Here is a 20302-nt window from a genome sequence, read left to right on the forward strand (position 1 = left end):
TCCCACCGCCACCTGGACGGTTGCTGGCGGTCAGCGGGGTGCGGTCACCAGCGGACGGATGCGGGCGAGCGCCGGGCCGAGGCCGATGTCCACGAGCCGCACGGTCCCGGCGAGCTCGCGGCCCGGCGACAGGAGCAGGCCGGCCTTCACCGCCCCGAACGTGACCGTGACATCCGCGGACAGCACGGGGCCGGGCGCCGCGCCGTCGTCCGCCCCGACGCCGCTCGGGAGGTCCACCGCGACGACCGCGGGACGGTCTGCCCGGACCACCGGCAGCAGCGCCGCGACGACCTCCTTCGCGGGCGACCGCAGCGCCGGATCCGCCGCCGCGCCGGTCCCGAGCACCCCGTCGAGCACGACGTCGACGGCGGCAGCGATGCGGGCGACCGCCGCCGGGTCGGCGTGCTCGAGCACCGTCGCGCCCGCCTCGACCGCCGCGGCGAGACCCGCCTCGTGGATCCGGCTGCCGAGCCGCACGACGACGGCGCTGCATCCGTCGGCGAGCAGCTCCGCGGCAGCGAAGAGGGCGTCGCCGCCGTTGCTTCCGCTCCCGGCGAGCACGAGCAGGCGGCCCTGCGCCTCCGGCCGCTCGGCCAGCACCTCGCGGACGACGTCCGCGAGCCCGGCGGCCGCGCGGGCCATCAGCGGCACCCCGGCCTCGAGCAGCGGCCGCTCGGCCTCGCGGATCTGGGCCGCGGAGTACCCGGAGGAGAGGTGACGTGGGGTCATGCGACCATCGTCCTCGACGCCCGTTCCACACGCCGGGCGAACGAGGAGGAGTCGCGATGCGCATCATCGTCACCGGAGGCAACGGGAAGCTCGGCCGCGCGGTCGTCGCCCACCTGAAGGAGCACGGCCACGACGTGTTCGTGTTCGACAAGGTGGCCGCCCGCGAGCCCGGCTACTTCCCCGTCGACCTCACCGACTACGGGCAGGTGCTCGACGCGGTGCTCGGCATCGAGGAGAACCACGACGGCGTGGACGCGATCGTGCACCTCGCCGCGATCCCGGCGCCCGGCATCGTGCCCGACGTCGCGACCTTCGACAACAACGTGCCGTCGACCTACCACGTGCTGCAGGCCGCGCGCCGGGCGGGCATCAAGAAGATCGTCGCCGCTTCGAGCGAGACGGTGCTCGGCCTGCCGTTCGACATCGATCCCCCCTACATCCCCGTCGACGAGGCCTACGACGCCCGCCCCGAGAGCACCTACTCGCTCGGCAAGCACCTCGAGGAGCAGCTGGAGATCCAGCTCTGCCGCTGGGACCCGGAGCTGTCGATCACCGCGATGCGCTTCTCGAACGTGATGGAGCCCGCCGACTACGCGGCCTTCCCCTCGTTCCAGGACGACCCGATGCTGCGCAAGTGGAACCTCTGGGGCTACATCGACGCCCGCGACGCCGCGGATGCGGTGCTGAAGGCCCTCGAGGTCCGCGGCCCCGGGTTCGAGCGGATGATCATCGCGAACGCCGACACGGTGATGGAGCGGCCGAGCGCCGAGCTCGCCGCCGAGGTGTTCCCGAACGTGCCGCTGAAGAAGGACGTCCAGGGCACCGAGACGCTGCTCTCGATCGACACCGCCCGCCGGCTGCTCGGCTGGGAGCCCACGCACTCCTGGCGCACCGAGGTGCAGGGCTGAGCCGGTCCCAGCATCCTCTCGAGCGGCTTCCAGATCCCGTGATCCGGCTGCCGCTACCGTCCGCTTCGACGGAGGGAGCACCATGCCCAAGGACGAGAAGGATCTGCCGTCGACCATCGAGCGGTCGGACCAGCACGCGCAGGACATCTACAGCGAGACGCTCGAGTCGGCGGAGGAGACCTACGGTGACGGCGAGCGCGCGCACCGCACGGCCTACGCGTCGTTGAAGCACGGCTACGAGAAGGTCGGCGACCACTGGGAGCCGAAGGAGCACACGGGTCCGTCGGACGAGGGCGCGGAGCAGGGCGGCCCCGGCCGCCACGAGACGAAGGGCGGCGTCGACGCGAACGCGTCGAAGGCGCACCTCGAGGACGTCGCCGAGCAGCTCGACATCTCGGGCCGGTCGACGATGAACAAGGACGAGCTGGTGGACGCCATCCAGAAGGCGAATGCGAAGGAGACCCGCAAGGCCCGCGAGTAGCGCTCTCCCGCCATACTCGAGCCCATGCCGAGCGCTCTCGTCACCGGGGTCAGCAGGCGGGCGGGCATCGCGTGGACGGTGGCGCACCGCCTCGCCGCGGACGGCTGGGACGTCACCGCCTCCGGCTGGCCCGGCCACGACCGCGAGCAGCCGTGGGGCGAGGACTCCGCAGCCGCTCCGGCGATGCCGTGGCTCGCGGCCGACCTGGCCGACCCCGAGGCCCCCGCCCGGCTCGTATCGGCGCACGTGGCTCGCGCCGGCGGCATCGACGCGCTCGTCGCCGTGCACGCGCGGTCGAGCGACCAGGACCTCGCAACCGTCACCGCGGCGGAGCTCGACGCCTCGTTCGCCGTGAACGCCCGCGCCACCGTGCTGCTCGTGCAGGCCGCCACTGCGGCAGGCGTCCGCAGCGTGGTCCTCTTCACGACCGGCGTGCACCAGCGGCCGATGCCGGACGAGCTCCCCTACGTGGTCTCGAAGGCCGCGATCCAAGGCGTCACGGCCACGCTCGCCGCCGCGCTCGCCTCCTCCGGCGCGACGGTGAACTGCGTGAACCCGGGCCCGAACGACACCGGCTGGCCCGACGACGCGACCCGCGCCGAGGTCGCCGCCGCCATGCCGCTGCGATCGCGCTGGGGCACGCCCGCCGACGCGGCCGACCTCGTCGCCTTCCTCGTGTCCGACGCGGCCCGGTGGATCACCGGCCAGACGATCGACTCCGACGGCGGATGGGGCGTCAGGAGCTAGCGCTGCTGCTCAACGGGCGGCGCACGTCGGTCGTGTACCAGAGCCGACCGGGCGCCGCGCAGCCGGGCACGGCGCCGAAGGCGCCCGGCGTGCCGAGGAACGAGGTGGAGACGCCCGCCTTCACGCGGGTCTGCCCGTAGGCGTCGAGGAGCCGGAGGTCGGCGTCGGCGCTCCAGCCGGGCGGGAGCACCAGGATCACGTGCCCCTGCAGGGCCTCGACCGTGAAGCAGGCACGGTTCCCGCTGCGCGCACCGTGCAGCACCCCCTGCACCACGCCGGTCGCCTTGCCGTCGCCGCTCCGCGCGGAGGTCGGCACGGCGAGCGATCCGCTGCGCCGATCCTGCGGCAGCAGCGCGACGATCACGAGCGCGACCGCGAGCACGCCGAGGACGATCACGAGGCGCCGCAGCCGGCGGGCGCGCAGGCGGCGCGCTCCCGCGCCCTCGAACATGGTCACGGTGCCAGACCGTACCGGGCGCATCCGAGGGTGCAGGCAGGCGCCCGGCCCTACGATCCGTGGAGGCGGCACGGGCATGATCCGGCCGATCGACCCACGGATGAACGGGAGCGGCATGGCCGACATCAAGAAGGGGCTCGCGGGCGTCGTCGTCGACACGACCGCGATCTCGAAGGTCAACCCCGAGACGAACTCGCTGCTCTACCGCGGCTACCCCGTCCAGGAGCTCGCCGCCTCGTGCTCCGTGGAGCAGGTCGCCTGGCTGCTCTGGCACGGCGAGCTGCCGACCGACGACGAGCTGACCGCCTTCGAGGCGGACGAGCGCACCCAGCGGGCGCTGCCGGCGGAGCTGAAGACGGTGATCGACGGGCTGCCGACGAGCGCGCATCCGATGGACGTGGTCCGCACCGCGGTCAGCGTGATCGGCGCCCTGGACCCGGATGCGGAGGACTCGAGCCGCGAGTCGAACCTCGCCAAGTCGGTGCGGCTGTTCGCGATGTTGCCCGCGGTCGTCGCCTACGACCAGCGGCGCCGGCACGGCGAGGATCTCGTCCCGCCGCGGGACGACCTCGACTACGCACGGAACTTCCTCTGGATGACCTTCGGCGAGGAGCCGGACGACGTCGACGCCGACGTGTTCCGGATCTCGATGGTGCTGTACGCGGAGCACTCGTTCAACGCGTCCACCTTCACCGCCCGGGTCGTCACGTCGACGCTCGCCGACCTCTACTCGGCGGTCACGGCCGCGGTCGGCGCGCTGAAGGGGCCGCTGCACGGCGGCGCGAACGAGGCCGTCATGCGCATCTTCGACGAGATCGGGAGCCCCGACGCCGTCGACGAGTGGCTCGACGACGCCCTTGCGCAGAAGCGCAAGATCATGGGCTTCGGCCACCGCGTCTACAAGCACGGCGACTCCCGCGTCCCGACGATGAAGGCGGCCCTCGACTGGCTCGTCGCCAAGCACGAGGCCCACGGCGTCGCCGAGCTCTACGAGCGCCTCGAGGCGGCGATGCTCGAGCGGAAGAACATCCGCCCGAACCTCGACTACCCGAGCGGCCCCGCCTACGCCCTGCTCGGCTTCGACACCTGGACCTTCACGCCGCTCTTCGTCGCGGCGCGGGTCGTCGGCTGGACGGCGCACGTGATGGAGCAGCTCGAGTCGAACGCCCTCATCCGCCCGCTCTCCGAGTACGTCGGACCGGACGAGCGCCACGTCGACGCGGCGCCGATCGGCCTCAGCGCGGCCTCGTGAGCGACGACCGCCGGCGCGAGCTCGGCAGCTCCGACGCGCCGATCGAGGACGAGGTCGCCGAAGGCTTCGACGCCACCGTCAGCGCCGGCGCGCAGCGGGTGAACCGCCGCCTGCGGGACGTGATCATCACGGGGCTCTTCGGCGGCCTCGAGGTGGGCACCGGGGTGATGGCCTACCTCGGCGTCCTGCACGAGACCGGCAGCCACCTGCTCGCCGGCATCGGGTTCAGCATCGGGTTCATCGCGCTGATGCTCGCCCACAGCGAGCTCTTCACCGAGAACTTCCTCATGCCGGTCGCCGCTGTCGCCGCGCACGAGGGCACGATCGCCCAGCTGCTGCGGCTCTGGGTCGGCACCCTGATCGCCAACCTCGTCGGCGGCTGGGTGGTCATGTGGCTGGTCGTGATCGCCTTCCCGCAGTGGCGTGACACGGTCCTCGAGGCGGGTCGCCACTTCACCGACGCCGGGTTCTCGGCGCAGACGGTCGTGCTGGCGGTGCTCGCCGGCAGCACGATCACGCTGATGACCCGGATGCAGGCGGGTACCGAGTCCGACGTCGCCAAGATCGTGGCCTCGGTCGCCGGCGGCTTCCTCCTCGCCGGCTTCTCGCTGTTCCACTCGATCCTGGACTCGCTGCTGATCTTCGGCGCGATCGACGAGGGCGCCGGCGTCACGTACGCGCAGTGGCTCGCCTGGTTCGGCCCGACGCTGCTCTTCAACGTGCTCGGCGGCGTGCTGCTCGTCACCGCGCTCCGCCTCGTCCGCACGAAGGAGCTCGTCCAGAACCGCCGCCGCGAGGCCGCGAGCGACTGACCGCGGCGCCCCGCCGCACCACCACGAGATCCGGGCGCCCTCCGTCGATCCGGGCGTCTTCTCACGCCCGGATCGTCGGAAGCGGCCCGGATTCGGGGGGAGGCTAGCGCGACGGCTCCGCCGGGCCGAAGGTCTGCGCCTGGATCGCGGCGGACAGCGCGGCGATGGGCTCGCGCGGCGCCGCCGGGTTCGCGAGCAGCCGGAAGTCGACCTCCGCGAGGTCGGGCAGGGAGAACCGGTTCGTCACCTTGCTCAGGTCGCCCGGGATCAGCGAGTGCGGGAAGACGGACACACCGAGCCCGGCCCGGACCGCGGCGAGCAGCGCGCCGACGTCGCGGACGGTGCAGACGATCCGCCACTTGCGGCCCTGCCGCTCCAGCGCCTCGATCGCCATCGCCCGGCTGAGGCTCGGCGCCCGGTACATGACGAGCGGCACCGGCTGGTCCTCCTCCACCGCGGTCGTCTCCTGGCCCACCCAGACGAAACGGTCGCGGAGCACGAGCGAGCCCTCCCCCAGCGCCTCGGCGGGCTCCTTCACGAAGACGAGGTCGAGCTGCCCGGCGGCGAGGCGCCGCACGAGCGGCCCGGACTGCCCGACCGTCAGCTCGAGGGTGATCTGCGGGTTCTGCTGCCGGAAGTGCCGGAGGATGCGGGGCAGCTGCGTGATGGCGAGGTCGTCAGCGGCGCCGAACCGCAGCCGCCCGCGCGCGGCCGGCCCGGCGAAGTACGCCTCGGCGGCGGCGTGCGCGGCGAGGATCGAGCGGGCGAACCCGGCCAGCGCGTCGCCGGCGTCGGTGAGCCGCACCTCCCGCGTGTCCCGCAGCACGAGGGCGCGGCCGACCGCCGTCTCGAGCTTCTTGATCTGCTGGCTGACCGTCGGCTGGCTGAGCCCGAGTCGCTGGCCCGCGCCGGTGAAGCTGCCCGCGTCGACGACGCCGAGGAAGGTACGGAGCAGCACCGGGTCGTACACGGGTCCCTCTCATTCGAAACACGGATGTCATTTATTGTCTGCATTGTGTTCGGTAATGGCGCGCTCTGCGTACCATTGATCGAGGCATGAGCGCAACGATCCACCCCACCGTCTCCACATCCGCCTCCTCGGCACCACCAGCACGCACCTGGCGGGACAGCTTCTCGTCGCTGTCGGTCCGCAACTTCCGCCTCTTCGCGGGCGCGAACATCCTCGCGATGACCGCGACCTGGATGCAGCGGGTCGCGCAGGACTGGCTCGTGCTGCAGCTGACGGGCAGCGTCGCGGACGTCGGCGTGACGGTGGCGATGCAGTTCGGCCCGATGCTCGTCTTCGGCCTCTACGGCGGCGTGATCGTCGACCGCTACTCGAAGCGCAAGCTGCTCATGATCTCGCAGAGCACCGTCGGCCTCCTCTCCGCGGTGATCGCGATCCTCGCCCTCACGGGCACCGCGACCGTCTGGGCGGTCTGGGCGACCGCGCTCGGAGTCGGGCTCGCCACCGTCGTGGACAACCCGGCCCGGCAGGTCTTCGTGAACGAGCTCGTCGGCCCCACGCACCTGCGCAACGCCATCACGATCAACTCCGGCGTCTTCCAGCTCGGCGGGCTGATCGGCCCCGCGGTGAGCGGCGCGCTGATCGCGGCGATCGGCGGCGGCTTCGCCTTCGCGGTCAACGCGCTCGCCTGCGCCGTGACGGTCTTCATGCTCACCCGCCTCGACGTCAGCGCGCTCACCCCGATCACCCCGGCGCCGCGGAGCAGAGGCCAGCTGAAGGAGGGCGTGCAGTACGCCGCCGCCCGGCCCGCGATCCGCTGGCCGATCGTGCTCGTCGGCTTCCTCGCGGTCTTCACGATCACCATGCCGGTGCTGCTCGCCTCCTACGCGAAGAACGTGTTCGACCAGGGCGCGGCCGGCTACGGCCTGTTCAACTCGCTGGTCGCCGGCGGCGCGCTCGTCGGCGCGCTCCTCACCACCCGGCGCACGGTCATCCGCCTCCGCACCGTGATCGTCTGCGGCGGCGTCTGGGCCGTCGTCCAGGCCATCGCGGCGCTGATGCCCTCGGAGGTCGCCTTCGGCGTCGCGCTCGTCGGCATCGGCATCGCCAACCAGTACTTCTTCATGGCGGCCAACCCGCTCATCCAGACCACGAGCAGCACCCGCGTGCGCGGCCGCGTGATGGCCGTGTGGATCCTCGTGCTGCTCGGCGGGCAGGGCATCGGCGGCCCCGTCATGGGCTGGATCGTGGATGCGATCGGCCCGCGCGACGCGATGTTCCTCTCCGGCGCGGTGCCGGCGCTCGCGGCCGTCGCGATCGCGGTGCTGATCGCCCGCCAGGGCGCCCTCACGCTGAAGATGCAGTGGCGGACGCCGCTGCACCCGGTCGCGATCCAGCAGCGCTGAGCGTCAGCGCACGACGAGGCGCGGCTTCACCAGCCGGTGCTGCGGGTCGTCGACGCCGTCGGTGCCACCCGCCTTGCCGCGGTGCGCGCCGATGAGCAGGTCGAGCACGCCCTCGGCCACCTCGTCGAGCTGCTGCGCGACGCTGCAGAGGCCGAGCGCCCGCGCCACGGGGGTGTCGTCGTACCCGACGATCGGCACGCGGTCGCCGAGCGCCAGCCGTGCCGCGAGGGCGAGCGAGTCGCTCGCGCAGACGACGGCGTCGGGGGTCGGATCGAGGGCAGCGACGAGCCGCGTGGCGACCGAGCTGTCGGTCGGATCCTCGTCGACGGTGAGGTCGAGGGCGGCGAGCTCCGCCTCGGTGAGGTCGGTGCGCGCCGTCATCGTGGCGCGCCAGCCCGCACGGCGGTCGTCGCCGGTACCCGAGCCGGCGGGCCAGCCGAGGAACGCCACGCGGTGGGCACCGCCGGCGAGCACGTGCTCGGTCGCGAGCGTCAGGCCGTGGCGCCCGTCGACATCGACCCAGAGGTGCTCCGGATCCGTCATGTCCGCGACGCCCCACGGGCGGCCGAAGGTGACGAACGGCACCTCGTGCTCGATCAGCCAGTCGATCCGCGTGTCGCCGTGGTGCGTCGAGGTGAGCACGAAGGCGTCGACGTCGGCGCCGTCGATCAGCCGGCCGAACTGCTCGATCTCCGCCGCCTCGTCGTCCGCCGTGTAGAGCAGCACCCGGAAGCCGGCCTTCGCCGTACGCTCCGCGAGCGCGTGCAGGAACCGGTCGAGCAGGGAGCCGGAGATCCCGTCCGTGACGGGGTCGAGGCGCACCCCGATCGTCTCGCTGAGGCGGGTGCGCAGCCGGCGGGCTGACGCGTGCGGCCGGTAGTGCAGCCGGGCGATCGCCTCCTCGACGCGCTCCCGCGTCTCGGCACGCACGATGTGCGGCGTGTTCAGCACGTTGGAGACCGTCTGGCGCGAGACGCCGGCCGCCGAGGCGACGTCCGTCACCGTGGGCTGCCGGCGCATGCGGCCTCCTTCAGCGGTCGGTCCTCGAATCGTAGAACACGCTGTGAATCGCCGCTGTGCCTATTTGATCGATCAAAGAAGTGCGGTTACGGTTCCGACGTGGCGATGAGGCAACCGTTCCTGCACGACGCGGAGGTCGTGCTCCGGGCTCCGGCGCAGCTCTGGTCCCGGCACGACGGGCGGCTCGAGACCGGCATCGACGGGCTCTACGTCTCCGACGTCCGCATCCTCTCCGGGCTCGACACCGCCGTCGCGGACTCCGTCGTCGAGCACGTGCGCACCGATCGTCCTCGGGCCGACCGGATGCGGCTCACCGCGCTGCTGCGAGGCCTGGACGGCGACGGGGCGGACCCGCGGGTCCGGCTCGAGAAGGATCGCCGCCTCACCGCAGACGGCATGACCGAGCGCCTACGGGTCGTCTCCGGCCGCGACGTGCCCGTCGAGGCCGTGCTGACCATCACCCTCGACTCGGACCTCCTCCCGATGCCCGAGGTGAAGTCCGGCGGCCGCGGCGCCCCGGCCGGCATCGTCGTCGACGGGGGCGCGGCCCACTGGTCAGCGGGCGGCGTGCACGCCACCCTCGTCGCCGACGGCTTCGAGCTCCGCGCCGCGGGCGGCGTGCTCACGCTCGCGTGGCGCGCCGTGGTCCCGCCGCACGGCTCGGCCACCGCGTCCTGGACCGTGCGGGCGCAGGACGACGCTGCGGTCGTGCGTGCCCCGGAGGACCGCATCCCCCTGCCCGTGCCGCCGTCCGGCCTGCCCGACCTCGACCGCTGGCTCGACACGGCGCGCGCCGACCTCGAGAGCCTGCAGCTCGCGCTCCCCGACGCGCCCGACACGGTGTTCCTGGCCGCCGGCGCGCCGTGGTTCTTCACGCTCTTCGGCCGCGACTCGATCTGGGCGGCCCGCATGCTGCTGCCCACCGGCGTGGACCTGGCGGCGGGCACGCTGAAGGTGCTGGCGCGGCTGCAGGGCGAGCGGACGGATCCGCAGACCGCCGAGCGGCCTGGCGCCATCATCCACGAGCTGCGGCGCGGCGAGAACCCGCTGCACCACGGCATGGTGCTGCCTCCCCGCTACTACGGCACGATCGACGCGACCCCGCTCTGGATCCTGCTGCTGCACGACGCCTGGCGCGCGGGCCTCGACGACGCGACGGTGCGGGAGCTGCTGCCGGCCCTCCGCCGGGCGCTCGCCTGGCTCGAGCACGCGGTGCCCGCCGGCGGCTTCCTCGCCTACCAGGACGAGAGCGGCCACGGACTCGCGAACCAGGGCTGGAAGGACTCCGGCGACAGCATCCGCTGGCACGACGGGCGGCTTGCGGAGGGCCCGATCGCGCTGTGCGAGGTGCAGGCGTACGCCCACGAGGCCGCGCAGGCCGCCGTCGTGCTGCTCACCGCGTTCGGCGCCGCCGACGAGGCCGGCCGCTGGGCCGAGTGGGCCGCGGCGCTGAAGGCGCGCTTCCGTGCCGCGTTCTGGATCGACGACGCGGACGGCGGGCATCCGGCCGTCGCGCTCGACGCCAACGGGGCGGCGGTCGACTCGCTGACGAGCAACATCGGGCACCTGCTCGGGACCGGCCTGCTCGACGCCGCCGACGAGGCGCGCGTCGCGGCCCTGCTGGTCGACCCGCGCCTCGACTCCGGCTACGGCCTGCGCACCATGGCGACCGACGACGGCGGCTACTGGCCGCTCAGCTACCACTGCGGCAGCGTCTGGGCGCACGACACCGCGATCGCCGTGCTCGGCCTGCTGCGCGCCGGGTACCGCGACGAGGCCGCCCAGCTCGCGCGGGGGCTCGTCGCCGCCGCCACCGCCTTCGACTACCGGATGCCCGAGCTGTACAGCGGCGACCCCGCGTCGGCCGGCGCTCCGGTCCCCTACCCGGCCGCGTGCCGGCCCCAGGCCTGGTCCGCGGCGGCGGCGGTCGTCGCCGCCGCGGCCCTCACCCCCGACTCGTCCGGCTCCACAGCACCGGCGGGCGCCGTCCCGGCGTCCGCCACCGAATAGAAGGAAGAGGCACTCATGCAACGACGCACGAAGCGGATCACGGCGGGCATCGCCGCCGCAGCGAGCGTGCTCGCCCTCACCGCCTGCGGCTCCGGCTTCAGCGGCGGATCGTCCGGCTCCTCCGGTGGCAGCAGCAGCGGCGCCGCCGGCGGGCTCACCTCGAGCAAGTCGGCGCTCACGGTCCTGATCGGCTCGTCCGGCGACGCCGAGACCGCGGCCGTGAAGTCGGCCGTCGCCGACTGGTCGAGCTCCTCCGGCACGAAGGCGACCGTGCAGGCCGCCAGCAACCTGCCGCAGCAGCTCTCGCAGGGCTTCGCGGCGAAGAAGCCGGCCGACGTGTTCTACCTCGGCTCCGACACCTTCGCCTCGTACGCGAAGCAGGGCGACCTGCTCGCCTACGGCGACCAGCTGAAGAACAAGAGCGACTACTACCCGTCCCTCGTCACGAACTTCACCTATCAGGGCAAGTTCTACTGCGCACCGAAGGACTTCTCGACGCTGCAGCTCGAGATCAACACCGACATGTGGAAGGCCGCAGGCCTCACCGACAGCGACATCCCGACCACGTGGGACCAGCTCGCGACGGTGGCCAAGAAGCTCACCAAGGGCAAGGTGGCCGGCCTCGTGACGAGCAACGAGTACCAGCGGCTCGGCGCCTTCATGGTGCAGGCGGGGGGCAACCTCACGAACGACGACAACACGAAGGCGACCGTCGACTCGGCCGCCAACCTGCAGGCGCTCACGTTCGCGCAGAACGGCCTGAAGGCCGGATGGTGGAAGCTCACGAAGGACGTCGGCGCCGGATGGGGCGGCGAGGCGTTCGGCAAGGGCCTCGCCGCGATGACGATCGAGGGCAACTGGATCGCCGGCGCGATGACCGTCGACTACCCGAAGGTGCACTACAAGGTCGTGCCGCTGCCCGCCGGCCCCGCCGGCAAGGGCACGCTGCAGTTCACCAACTGCTGGGGCATCGCCGCGGACAGCCCGAACCAGGCAGCGGCGCTGAAGCTCGTCGAGCAGCTCACCACGGCGAAGGACCAGCTGGCGTTCGCGAAGGCGTTCGGCGTCATGCCGTCCATCAAGTCCGCCGCGGCCGACTGGAAGAGCCAGTTCCCGCAGTTCGCGCCGTTCCTCGACGCGGCCGACTACGCGAAGGGCGTGCCGACCTCGGTCGGCAGCGCCGACGTGGTCACCGACCTGAACTCGAAGCTCGCCGCGCTGAAGACGCTCGACATCAAGTCGCTGCTCGCGACCGAGCAGAAGAACCTCTCGGCGGTCGTGACCGGCTGACCTGAGGACATCGGGATCACGAGGAGGCGAGCGATGACGACCGCAACCGCGCCCACGCCGGTCCGCCGGCACAGGGCGGGCATCCGCCGCGGGCAGACGGCCGCCGGCTACCTCTTCACGGCACCGGCGGTGATCGTCCTCGCCGTCTTCCTCGTGATCCCGATCTTCATGGCCCTCTGGGTCAGCTTCAGCGACTGGGGCGGCCACGGCTCGCCCTTCTCGCCCGACGTGCACTTCATCGGCCTGAAGAACTACGCCGGCATCACCTCCGGCGGGGGGCTCGCCGAGCAGGACTTCGGCACCTCGCTCCGCAACAACCTCTGGTTCGTGATCGTCGTGGTCCCGACCCAGACCGTGATCGCGCTGGCGCTCGCGGTGCTCGTGAACAACCGCATCCTGAAGGGGCGCGGCTTCTTCCGCACCGCCTTCTACTTCCCGTCGGTGACGAGCTCCGTGGCCATCACGGTGCTCTGGTTCTTCCTCTTCAACCCGACCGGGGCCGTGAACCAGCTCCTCGGCGCGATCGGCCTGCACGGACCGAACTGGCCGGCGGATGCGAACGGCGTGCTGCACAACCTGCTCGCGCTCGTCGGCGTGCAGAACGGCCCGGCGTTCCTGGTGAACGGGGGCTTCCTCGGCGTGAGCTGGTGGGACTGGCTGTCCGGTCCCTCCGTCGGGATGATGATCATCATCACGATGGTCGTCTTCACGACCAGCGGCACGTTCATGCTGCTGTTCATCGCGGCGCTGCAGAACCTCTCCCAGGAGGTCGAGGAGGCCGCCATGGTCGACGGGGCGAGCGCCTGGCAGCGGTTCCGGCTCGTCACGCTCCCGCAGCTGCGGACCACCCTCTTCACCGTGCTGACGCTCGGCCTGATCGGCACCTGGCAGGTCTTCGACCAGGTGTTCGTCGGCAGCCAGGGCGACCCGGGCAAGACCACCCTGACCCCGGCGTACCTCTCCTACGTCGCCGGCTTCGGGAACAACCAGTGGGGCGAGGCGGCCGCCATCGCCTTCATCCTCTTCGCGATCATCGTCGCCTTCACGCTGCTGCAGCGCTGGGTGCTCCGTGAGCGGGGCGTCTCGAACCGCCGGATGCGGCGCGAGGGCTTCGGCCGTGCAGGCGACGGCACGTACCGACCTGCCGGCGAACGCCTGCTCGACGCCGCGGCGATCGCCGCCCGACCCGGAGGGGGAGGCACCCTGTGACCGCCACCACCACGGCACCGGCGCGTGCCGTCGCGCCGGCCGAGACCGTCTCCGCCGCAGGACGGCCGCGCCGACGGCGCTTCCGCCTCGGCGGGGCCCTGCTCTACCTGGCGCTGATCGTCATCGCGATCATCTACATCTTCCCGTTCCTCATCGAGCTCTCCACCTCGTTCAAGACGGAGGCGGACGCGGCGAACGACCCGCTCGCCCTCATCCCCCCGACCTGGACGACCGCCGCCTACAGGTACCTGTTCGCGAACTCCGACTTCCCGATCTGGTTCGCGAACTCCGCGATCGTGACGGTCGCCGTGACGATCGGCCGCACGCTGTTCGACTCCGCCGCGGGCTACGCCCTCGCCCGGCTGCGGTTCGGCGGCCGGAACGCGCTCTACGCCGGCCTGATCGCCGTGATGGCCGTGCCCGGCGTGGTGCTGCTGATCCCGAAGTTCCTCGTCATCAACCAGCTCGGCATGTACGACTCCTACTCCGGCATGATCGTGCCGCTGATCGCGGACGCCGCCGGGGTCTTCATCATGAAGAACTTCTTCGAGTCGATCCCGGTCGCCGTCGAGGAGGCGGCGCGGATCGACGGGGCCGGCACGGTCCGCCTGTTCTGGTCGGTGATCCTGCCGATGGCGCGACCCGCGCTCGTCACGATCGTGATCCTGTCGTTCCAGGGCTCCTGGAACGAGCTCGCCCACTTCATCGTCTCCACCTCGAGCCCGAACCTCTTCACCCTCACGAAGGGCGTCGCGACGCTCTCGTCCGGCGCGGTGGGGTCGGCGAAGCGCTACCCCGTGCAGCTCGGGGCGGCGGCGATCATGACGATCCCGGTCGCGGTCCTGTTCATCGTCTTCCAGAAGCGGATCACCAACACCGCGACCGGCGCCGTCAAGGAGTAGCGACCGCCCGGCCCAGTCCTTCGACCACCATGGCGCCGGGCAGCCCGGCCAGCACGGCGCCGGGGAGGAGCAGCTTCGAGCCGCGGATCCCGGATCCGATCAGCACGAGCGGCTGCGGGACCACGTCGGCGTCGAGGAGGATCGGCCACTCGGCCGGCAGCCCGATCGGGGTGATCCCGCCGTACTCCATGCCGCTGCGGGCGACGGCGTCGTCCTGCGGAAGGAACGAGGCCTTCCGCACGTCGAGGCGCTTCCGCACGACGCCGTTGACGTCGGCGCGCTTCGTCGAGGGGACGAGGCAGGCCGCGACGCGCTCATCGCCCTCGCGCCGGCCGGCGACGACGACGCAGTTCACGAGGGTCGACGGGTCGAGCCCGAAGACCTCCTGGGTCGCGGCCGTCTCCGAGATCGCGGGGTCGATGGCGAACACGCCGATGGCGTCGGCGAGCCCGTGCGCGGCGACGAACGCCGCCACCGGGCCGCCGAGCAGGTCGGGCCGCTCCCCCGCGGGCACCGCCTCGACGGGGCCGAGCCGGAACACCGGCATCAGATGACCCAGTGGTGCTCGGAGACGTCGGAGGGCGAGCGCGGGCGTGAGGTCGCCGGCATGCCGAGCACGAGGGAGTGGGCGGGCGCATCGTGGACGACGACCGCTCCGGCTCCGACGACGCTGTCGGCGCCGACGGTGATGGGCCCGAGCAGGGTGGCGCCGGCACCGATCAGCACCCGGTCGCCGACGGTCGGGTGGCGCTTCACGTGCCGCCACGTCGTACCGCCGAGGGTGACGCCGTGGTACAGCGTCACGTCGTCGCCGATCTCGGCGGTCTCGCCGATCACGACGCCGGAGCCGTGGTCGATGAAGAGCCGGCGGCCGATCGTCGCGCCGGGATGGATCTCCACCCCGGTCAGGAACCGGGTGAGCTGCGACAGCAGGCGGGCGATGAACCGGTGCCCCGAGGTGTGGATCCGGTGCGCGATCCGGTAGGACCAGACCGCGTGCAGCCCCGGGTAGGTGAGGGCCGCCTCGATCCGCGATCGGGCCGCCGGATCTCGGTGCTTCGCGGCCTCGAGGTCCTCGCGGACGCCGATGAAGGAGCGACCGCTCACACGTCCAGGTCCTCGTACAGGACCGTCGAGAGGTACCGCTCGCCGTAGCTGGCGAGGATGACCACGATCGTCTTGCCGGCGTTCTCCGGCCGCTTCGCGAGCTGCACGGCGGCGTGCGCCGTCGCCCCGGACGAGATGCCGCCGAGGATGCCCTCCTCCTGACCGAGCCGCCGCGCCATGGCGACGGACTCCGCGATGTCGACGTCGATCACCTCGTCGTAGACGGACCGGTCGAGGACGTCGGGCACGAAGTTGGCGCCCAGGCCCTGGATCTTGTGCGGCCCCGGGGCGCCGCCGTTGAGGATGGCCGACTCCTTCGGCTCGACGGCCACGACCTGCAGGCCGGGCTTCTGCTCCTTCAGGTAGCCGCCCGCGCCGGTGATCGTGCCGCCGGTGCCGATGCCGGCCACGAAGACGTCCACGGCCCCGTCGGTGTCCGCCCAGATCTCGGGGCCGGTCGTGGCGCGGTGGATGGCGGGGTTCGCCTCGTTCTCGAACTGGCGGGCGAGCACGGCGCCCGGCCGCTCGGCGGCGATCTGCTCGGCTCGGGAGACCGCGCCCTTCATGCCCTCCGACGGCGGGGTGAGCACGAGCTCCGCACCGTAGGCACGCAGCAGCTTGCGGCGCTCGGTCGACATCGACTCGGGCATGGCGAGCACGACCTTGTAGCCGCGGGCGGCGCCCACCATCGCGAGCGCGATGCCGGTGTTGCCGCTCGTGCCCTCGACGATCGTGCCGCCGGGCTTCAGCTGGCCGGACGCCTCCGCGGCGTCGACGATCGCGATGCCGAGCCGGTCCTTCACGCTCGAGGACGGGTTGTAGAACTCGAGCTTGGCGAGCACGGTCGCGGGGGCGCCGTCGGTCACGCGGTTGAGCTGCACGAGCGGCGTCGAGCCGAAGGCCTCGGTGATGGACGAGTGGATACGAGCCATGCGCCCAGCCTAGAGCGGCCCGCCGTGGCCCCCGATGCTGCGAGACCCGTATGACGCTCAGCTCCCACGCATCCGGAGCCGGTAGCGCGCGTACCCTGGCGGCTTGAGGAAGAAGGTCCTGCCATGACGCACCGCGCCCTCCGCTGGCTGCCCGCCGTGATCGCCCCCGTCGTCGTCGCGGGCGCCGTCGCGCTGCCGCTGGCCGCCACCGCATCCACCGATCTCCCGGAGAAGTCCGCCGCGCAGGTGCTCGCGCTCGTCGCCCACGCCCGCTCGCTGCCCGGGTACACCGGCCAGATCAGTCAGAGCTCCGACCTCGGCCTGCCGCAGCTGCCGAGCACCGGCGCCGGCTCCGGATCGCAGACCGCCTCCACGCTGAACCTGCTCACCGGATCGCACCGCGCCTCGATCGAGGTCGACGGCACCAGCCGGAGCCGGATCGCGGTGCAGGACTCGATGGGCGAGCGGGACGCCGTGCGGAACGGGGACACCGTCTGGCTGTGGGACTCGGCCAAGAACGCCGCCAAGCAGGTCACCGTCTCCGGCAGCGGCACCGGCACCGCCCCCGGCGACACGGCCACCATGACGCCGCAGTCGGCTGCGGACGAGGCGATCGCCCGGATCACGCCGTCGACCGATGTGACGGTCGACACCACGACGAGCGTCGCCGGCCACGCCGCCTACACGCTCGTGCTCACCCCGAAGGCGTCGGACACGACCGTCGGGTCGGTCCGCATCGCGGTGGACGGCACGACCGGCCTGCCGCTGCGCGTGCAGCTCTTCGCGCAGGGCGCCGGGTCGCCCGCCTTCGAGGTGGCCTTCTCGCAGCTCGACTACACCGTGCCCGCGGCCTCCCGCTTCGACTTCACCGCGCCGTCCGGCGCGAAGGTCGAGCAGCACACCGTGACGCCCGGCGCGCAGCGACCCTCGACCGGCGCGCAGCCCGCGGCGAAGCCGACCGTGACCGGATCCGGCTGGGATGCGGTGGTCACCGTGCCCGCCGCGGACGTCCCCGCCTCGCTGGCCGGCAACGCCACCTTCACGCGGCTGACGACGGACGCCGGCAACGGGGCCCGCGCCCTCTCCACCTCGCTGGTGAACGTGCTGCGCACCTCCGACGGCCGGGTGCTCGCCGGCGCGGTGCCGCTCAGCCGCCTGCAGGCGCTCGCCGCCCAGGGCTGAGCCGCCGGTGGGAGAGGCCGCGCACGCCGTCCTGACGCACGGCCTCACGAAGCGGTTCGGGTCGAGGAACGCCGTCGACGGCATCGACCTCGCCGTGCCAACCGGCAGCGTGTTCGGGTTCCTCGGCCCGAACGGGTCCGGCAAGACCACGACCATCCGGCTGCTCCTCGGCCTGATCGGGGCGACGAGCGGATCCGTCGAGGTGCTCGGCGAGCCGATGCCCGACCGCTGGGCATCCGTGCTGCCGCGGGTCGGCGCGCTGGTCGAGGGCCCCGGCTTCGCGCCGTACCTGTCCGGCGCCGCGAACCTCCGCCGCCTCGACGCCGCCGACCGCCGCGCAGACGGCCGCACCCGCTCGAGCCGGATCGCGGACGCGCTCGACCGGGTCGGCCTGAGCGCGGCGGCGGGCAAGAAGGTGAAGGCCTACTCCCTCGGCATGAAGCAGCGGCTCGGCCTCGCGAACGCCCTGCTGCGGCCGCGGGAGCTGCTCGTGCTCGACGAGCCGACGAACGGCCTCGACCCGCAGGGCACGCGGGAGGTGCGCTCCCTCGTGCGCACGCTCGCGGGCGACGGCACGACGGTCTTCGTCTCGAGCCACCTGCTCGCGGAGATCGAGCAGCTCTGCAGCCACGTCGGCGTGATGCGGGCCGGCCGGATCGTGGGGCAGGGCACGCTCGACGAGCTGCGCGGCCACGGGACGGCGACGGTGCGGGTGACGACGCCCGACCCCGGCGCCGCCGCGCGCGTGCTCGCCGACCGCGGCATGGCGCCGGCGCTGCCCGACGGCCCCACCGGCGACGTGCGGGGCGTGCTCCCCGACGGCCTCTCCCCCGACGCGCTCGTCGCCGCGCTCGTCGGCGCCGGGGTGCGGGTGCGCGGCTTCACCGTCGACGAGCCGAGCCTCGAGGACCGCTTCGTCGCGCTCACCGGGGAGGGCTTCGATGTGGAGGGCTGACCTGCTCGGCAGCGAGCTGTCCGTGCTGTTCCGGCGCCGACGCACCTGGGCGATGCTCATCGCGCTCGCCGCCGTGCCGGTGCTCGTGGCGGTCGCGGTGCGCATCTCCGAGGGGCGCGGCAACGACGGCCGCGGCCCCGCCCTGATCGGCGCGATCGCGGGGAACGGGCTGTTCGTGGGGGTCGCGTCCCTCGTGCTCGCGATCCCGCTGTTCCTGCCGCTCACGATCGGGGTGGTCGCGGGTGACACGATCGCCGGCGAGGCGAGTCAGGGCACGCTCCGCTACCTGCTCGTGGTGCCCGCCGGTCGCACGCGGCTGCTCGTCGTGAAGTTCCTCGGCGCCGCCGCCTTCGCGATCGCGGCACCGCTCGCGATCGTGCTCGCCGGCACGCTGATCGGCTGGGCCCTCTTCCCCATCGGCCCCGTCACCCTGCTGTCCGGGGACCAGGTCCCGGTGGCCGAAGGCCTCCTGCGGCTGCTGCTGATCGGCCTCTACGTGGCGGTCGCGATGCTCGGGATGACCGCGATCGGCCTGTTCGTCTCGACGGTCACCGACGTGCCCGTCGGCGCGATGGCCGCGACGGTCGTGGTGGCCGTCGCCTCCGAGGTCCTCGACCAGCTGCCGCAGATCGCCTGGCTGCATCCGTGGCTCTTCACCGACTCGTGGCTCGGCCTGATCGACCTGCTGCGCCAGCCGCCGCTCTGGTCGACCTTCGGCACGAACGCGCTCCTGCAGGGCGCCTACGTGCTCGTCTTCGGCGCCCTCGCCTACGGCCGCTTCACCACGCGCGACGTCCTGTCCTGACGGTTGCCCGCACCGTTCCGAAGTAGGGTCGATCCGCAGCCGCGGCCGGAGGGCAGACCGACGAAGATCATCAGCTACAACCTGCGCGAGCACACCGCGAGCGGCGAGCTCGCAGGGATCGCAGACGAGTACGACGCGGATGTCCTCTGCCTCCAGGAGTGCGACTCCACCGACATGCCGGAGCACCTCGGATCGATGACGCTCGTCGACCAGACGAAGGGCAACCGGCTCGGCCTCGCGATGTACCTCCGCAAGGACCGCTTCGAGGTGCACCGCACCAAGGTGTTCGCCCTGCGCAAGTCGCTGCACGACCGGGTGATGGCGCCGGCCCACGAGCGCCTCCTCGCCGCGCACCTCACCGACCGCGTGACCGGCTGCGAGGTGCTCGTCGGCGACTTCCACGCCGCGCCGCTGACCGCTTCGAACTCGCTGCGCCGCAAGCAGATCGCGGCCGCCCATGAGGGCATGCGGACCATGAAGGCGGGCATCCCGGCCGTGATGGTCGGCGACTTCAACTACCCGTGGTTCGTCCGCGGCCTCGAGCGGCGCCTGTCGACCACCGGCTACCAGCTGACCCGCACGAACGCGCCGACCTACGTGCGCTACCGCTACTTCAGCGGCTACTTCGACTTCGTCACCTCGACCGGCTTCGAGATCGACGACATCGATGTGCTCCCGCAGGGCGCCTCGGACCACCTGCCGATCAGCCTCACCGCGCGGATCGCGGCCTAGCCGGTCGACTCCTCGGCCGGCCACCGGCCGTCCGCCTGGGCCCGCTCCACCTGGAGCAGGCCGGCGGGCCGCATCCGTCCCTCGGCGATGAGGCGGAGCGCGACGCCGCGGTTGCGCGGCGACCACGAGCTCCGCGGCCGCCGCGGCGTGAAGACCGCGGCGCTGAACCGCTCGTCGACGCGGCTGAGGCGCGAGTCGACCCAGCCGAAGCACATCGCCACCTCGATCGCCTCGACGAGCGACGGCCCCGGCGCGCCGCTGCCCTTCTTCGGGATCGCGAGCAGCACGCGGTCGGCTGCGGCGTGCTCGGCCTCGAGCCACGCCTCCCAGGCGGCCGCGTCGGCGACGACGAGGAGGTCCGCTTCCATGCCGCATCCGACCACGGCGCACGTCCGGCTC

The 20302-nt window shown here is 72.6% G+C and carries 22 protein-coding genes; 14 read left to right on the top strand and 8 right to left on the bottom strand.

Features of this window, described 5'->3' with window-relative positions; genetic code table 11:
- Positions 1-30 precede the first annotated feature (30 nt).
- The gene (locus VIG76_RS09370; protein WP_331953454.1) at positions 31-729 is read right to left on the bottom strand and encodes an NAD(P)H-hydrate epimerase; all 699 of its coding nucleotides are present in this window, start codon (positions 727-729) and stop codon (positions 31-33) included.
- A gap of 56 nt (positions 730-785) precedes the next feature.
- On the opposite strand from VIG76_RS09370, the gene VIG76_RS09375 reads away from it, so the two are divergent.
- From VIG76_RS09375 to VIG76_RS09385, 3 genes are all read left to right on the top strand, one after another.
- Positions 786-1637, top strand: coding sequence for an NAD-dependent epimerase/dehydratase family protein (locus VIG76_RS09375; RefSeq protein ID WP_331953456.1), 852 nt, complete (start codon positions 786-788; stop codon positions 1635-1637).
- 82 nt (positions 1638-1719) lie between these two features.
- Complete coding sequence (locus tag VIG76_RS09380) at positions 1720-2118, top strand: ChaB family protein (protein ID WP_331953458.1); 399 nt, start codon at positions 1720-1722, stop codon at positions 2116-2118.
- A 24-nt stretch (positions 2119-2142) separates the two neighbouring features.
- Entirely contained in the window at positions 2143-2865 is a 723-nt protein-coding gene (locus VIG76_RS09385) for an SDR family oxidoreductase (RefSeq protein ID WP_331953460.1), read from the top strand.
- Here VIG76_RS09385 and VIG76_RS09390 read toward each other — a convergent pair.
- Positions 2855-3322 carry a hypothetical protein gene (locus VIG76_RS09390; protein ID WP_331953462.1) on the bottom strand — a complete coding sequence of 156 codons (468 nt, stop codon included), beginning with the start codon at positions 3320-3322 and terminating at the stop codon, positions 2855-2857. The two genes, VIG76_RS09385 and VIG76_RS09390, sit on opposite strands and share 11 nt — an antisense overlap.
- A 76-nt stretch (positions 3323-3398) precedes the next feature.
- On the opposite strand from VIG76_RS09390, the gene VIG76_RS09395 reads away from it, so the two are divergent.
- Positions 3399-4574 (top strand): bifunctional 2-methylcitrate synthase/citrate synthase, encoded by a 1176-nt coding sequence (locus tag VIG76_RS09395; RefSeq protein ID WP_414640629.1) that lies wholly within the window; start codon positions 3399-3401, stop codon positions 4572-4574.
- Positions 4571-5386: a formate/nitrite transporter family protein gene (locus tag VIG76_RS09400; protein WP_331953464.1), complete on the top strand. Its 816-nt coding sequence runs from the start codon at positions 4571-4573 to the stop codon at positions 5384-5386. Before VIG76_RS09395 ends, VIG76_RS09400 begins: the two co-directional genes overlap by 4 nt.
- A 103-nt stretch (positions 5387-5489) precedes the next feature.
- Here VIG76_RS09400 and VIG76_RS09405 read toward each other — a convergent pair whose 3' ends face one another.
- Positions 5490-6356 (bottom strand): LysR family transcriptional regulator, encoded by an 867-nt coding sequence (locus VIG76_RS09405; protein ID WP_331953466.1) that lies wholly within the window; start codon positions 6354-6356, stop codon positions 5490-5492.
- Between the two features lie 86 nt (positions 6357-6442).
- Here VIG76_RS09405 and VIG76_RS09410 point away from each other — a divergent pair, with 86 nt between their 5' ends.
- On the top strand, positions 6443-7759 hold the full coding sequence (locus tag VIG76_RS09410) for an MFS transporter (protein ID WP_331953468.1): 1317 nt from the start codon (positions 6443-6445) through the stop codon (positions 7757-7759).
- A 3-nt stretch (positions 7760-7762) separates the two neighbouring features.
- Here VIG76_RS09410 and VIG76_RS09415 read toward each other — a convergent pair whose 3' ends face one another.
- Complete coding sequence (locus VIG76_RS09415) at positions 7763-8779, bottom strand: LacI family DNA-binding transcriptional regulator (protein ID WP_331953470.1); 1017 nt, start codon at positions 8777-8779, stop codon at positions 7763-7765.
- A 105-nt stretch (positions 8780-8884) separates the two neighbouring features.
- Here VIG76_RS09415 and VIG76_RS09420 point away from each other — a divergent pair, with 105 nt between their 5' ends.
- From VIG76_RS09420 to VIG76_RS09435, 4 genes are read left to right on the top strand one after another with little or no spacing between them, the layout of a single operon-like run.
- Positions 8885-10789: a glycogen debranching N-terminal domain-containing protein gene (locus VIG76_RS09420; protein WP_331953536.1), complete on the top strand. Its 1905-nt coding sequence runs from the start codon at positions 8885-8887 to the stop codon at positions 10787-10789.
- 15 nt (positions 10790-10804) lie between these two features.
- Positions 10805-12079 (top strand): sugar ABC transporter substrate-binding protein, encoded by a 1275-nt coding sequence (locus VIG76_RS09425; RefSeq protein WP_331953472.1) that lies wholly within the window; start codon positions 10805-10807, stop codon positions 12077-12079.
- 33 nt (positions 12080-12112) lie between these two features.
- Positions 12113-13288, top strand: a complete 1176-nt coding sequence (locus tag VIG76_RS09430; RefSeq protein WP_331953474.1) for a carbohydrate ABC transporter permease — start codon at positions 12113-12115, stop codon at positions 13286-13288.
- On the top strand, positions 13285-14190 hold the full coding sequence (locus tag VIG76_RS09435; protein ID WP_414640630.1) for a carbohydrate ABC transporter permease: 906 nt from the start codon (positions 13285-13287) through the stop codon (positions 14188-14190). The genes VIG76_RS09430 and VIG76_RS09435 overlap by 4 nt, the downstream gene beginning before the upstream one ends.
- Here the strand turns inward: VIG76_RS09435 and VIG76_RS09440 are convergent.
- The 3 genes from VIG76_RS09440 to cysK are packed head-to-tail and all read right to left on the bottom strand — an operon-like array spanning position 14180 to position 16229.
- A complete protein-coding gene (locus VIG76_RS09440) occupies positions 14180-14737 on the bottom strand; it encodes a YbaK/EbsC family protein (RefSeq protein ID WP_331953476.1) in 558 nt (185 codons plus the stop codon). The two genes, VIG76_RS09435 and VIG76_RS09440, sit on opposite strands and share 11 nt — an antisense overlap.
- On the bottom strand, positions 14737-15297 hold the full coding sequence (gene epsC / locus VIG76_RS09445) for a serine O-acetyltransferase EpsC (protein ID WP_331953478.1): 561 nt from the start codon (positions 15295-15297) through the stop codon (positions 14737-14739). The genes VIG76_RS09440 and epsC overlap by 1 nt, the downstream gene beginning before the upstream one ends.
- Positions 15294-16229, bottom strand: coding sequence for a cysteine synthase A (gene cysK / locus VIG76_RS09450; RefSeq protein ID WP_331953480.1), 936 nt, complete (start codon positions 16227-16229; stop codon positions 15294-15296). The genes epsC and cysK overlap by 4 nt, the downstream gene beginning before the upstream one ends.
- Before the next feature lie 123 nt (positions 16230-16352).
- Here cysK and VIG76_RS09455 point away from each other — a divergent pair, with 123 nt between their 5' ends.
- The 4 genes from VIG76_RS09455 to VIG76_RS09470 are packed head-to-tail and all read left to right on the top strand — an operon-like array spanning position 16353 to position 19903.
- The gene (locus VIG76_RS09455; RefSeq protein WP_331953482.1) at positions 16353-17411 is read left to right on the top strand and encodes a LolA family protein; all 1059 of its coding nucleotides are present in this window, start codon (positions 16353-16355) and stop codon (positions 17409-17411) included.
- Between the two features lie 7 nt (positions 17412-17418).
- Positions 17419-18366 carry an ABC transporter ATP-binding protein gene (locus VIG76_RS09460; RefSeq protein ID WP_331953484.1) on the top strand — a complete coding sequence of 316 codons (948 nt, stop codon included), beginning with the start codon at positions 17419-17421 and terminating at the stop codon, positions 18364-18366.
- Positions 18353-19171 carry an ABC transporter permease subunit gene (locus VIG76_RS09465; protein ID WP_331953486.1) on the top strand — a complete coding sequence of 273 codons (819 nt, stop codon included), beginning with the start codon at positions 18353-18355 and terminating at the stop codon, positions 19169-19171. Before VIG76_RS09460 ends, VIG76_RS09465 begins: the two co-directional genes overlap by 14 nt.
- Before the next feature lie 3 nt (positions 19172-19174).
- The gene (locus VIG76_RS09470; protein WP_331953488.1) at positions 19175-19903 is read left to right on the top strand and encodes an endonuclease/exonuclease/phosphatase family protein; all 729 of its coding nucleotides are present in this window, start codon (positions 19175-19177) and stop codon (positions 19901-19903) included.
- On the opposite strand, the gene VIG76_RS09475 is transcribed toward VIG76_RS09470, so the two are convergent.
- Positions 19900-20271, bottom strand: a complete 372-nt coding sequence (locus VIG76_RS09475) for a YdeI/OmpD-associated family protein (protein WP_331953490.1) — start codon at positions 20269-20271, stop codon at positions 19900-19902. The two genes, VIG76_RS09470 and VIG76_RS09475, sit on opposite strands and share 4 nt — an antisense overlap.
- Positions 20272-20302: the final 31 nt, after the last annotated feature.

This window comes from Amnibacterium sp. (assembly GCF_036559085.1).
GTDB lineage: Bacteria > Actinomycetota > Actinomycetes > Actinomycetales > Microbacteriaceae > Amnibacterium.

Coding starts and splice junctions, on each gene's coding strand:
- VIG76_RS09370 (WP_331953454.1), bottom strand. CDS start 729: ATGACCCCACGTCACCTCTCCTCCGGGTACTCCGCGGCCCAGATCCGC.
- VIG76_RS09375 (WP_331953456.1), top strand. CDS start 786: ATGCGCATCATCGTCACCGGAGGCAACGGGAAGCTCGGCCGCGCGGTC.
- VIG76_RS09380 (WP_331953458.1), top strand. CDS start 1,720: ATGCCCAAGGACGAGAAGGATCTGCCGTCGACCATCGAGCGGTCGGAC.
- VIG76_RS09385 (WP_331953460.1), top strand. CDS start 2,143: ATGCCGAGCGCTCTCGTCACCGGGGTCAGCAGGCGGGCGGGCATCGCG.
- VIG76_RS09395 (WP_414640629.1), top strand. CDS start 3,399: ATGATCCGGCCGATCGACCCACGGATGAACGGGAGCGGCATGGCCGAC.
- VIG76_RS09410 (WP_331953468.1), top strand. CDS start 6,443: ATGAGCGCAACGATCCACCCCACCGTCTCCACATCCGCCTCCTCGGCA.
- VIG76_RS09415 (WP_331953470.1), bottom strand. CDS start 8,779: ATGCGCCGGCAGCCCACGGTGACGGACGTCGCCTCGGCGGCCGGCGTC.
- VIG76_RS09420 (WP_331953536.1), top strand. CDS start 8,885: ATGAGGCAACCGTTCCTGCACGACGCGGAGGTCGTGCTCCGGGCTCCG.
- VIG76_RS09425 (WP_331953472.1), top strand. CDS start 10,805: ATGCAACGACGCACGAAGCGGATCACGGCGGGCATCGCCGCCGCAGCG.
- VIG76_RS09430 (WP_331953474.1), top strand. CDS start 12,113: ATGACGACCGCAACCGCGCCCACGCCGGTCCGCCGGCACAGGGCGGGC.
- VIG76_RS09440 (WP_331953476.1), bottom strand. CDS start 14,737: ATGCCGGTGTTCCGGCTCGGCCCCGTCGAGGCGGTGCCCGCGGGGGAG.
- cysK (WP_331953480.1), bottom strand. CDS start 16,229: ATGGCTCGTATCCACTCGTCCATCACCGAGGCCTTCGGCTCGACGCCG.
- VIG76_RS09455 (WP_331953482.1), top strand. CDS start 16,353: ATGACGCACCGCGCCCTCCGCTGGCTGCCCGCCGTGATCGCCCCCGTC.
- VIG76_RS09465 (WP_331953486.1), top strand. CDS start 18,353: ATGTGGAGGGCTGACCTGCTCGGCAGCGAGCTGTCCGTGCTGTTCCGG.
- VIG76_RS09475 (WP_331953490.1), bottom strand. CDS start 20,271: ATGGAAGCGGACCTCCTCGTCGTCGCCGACGCGGCCGCCTGGGAGGCG.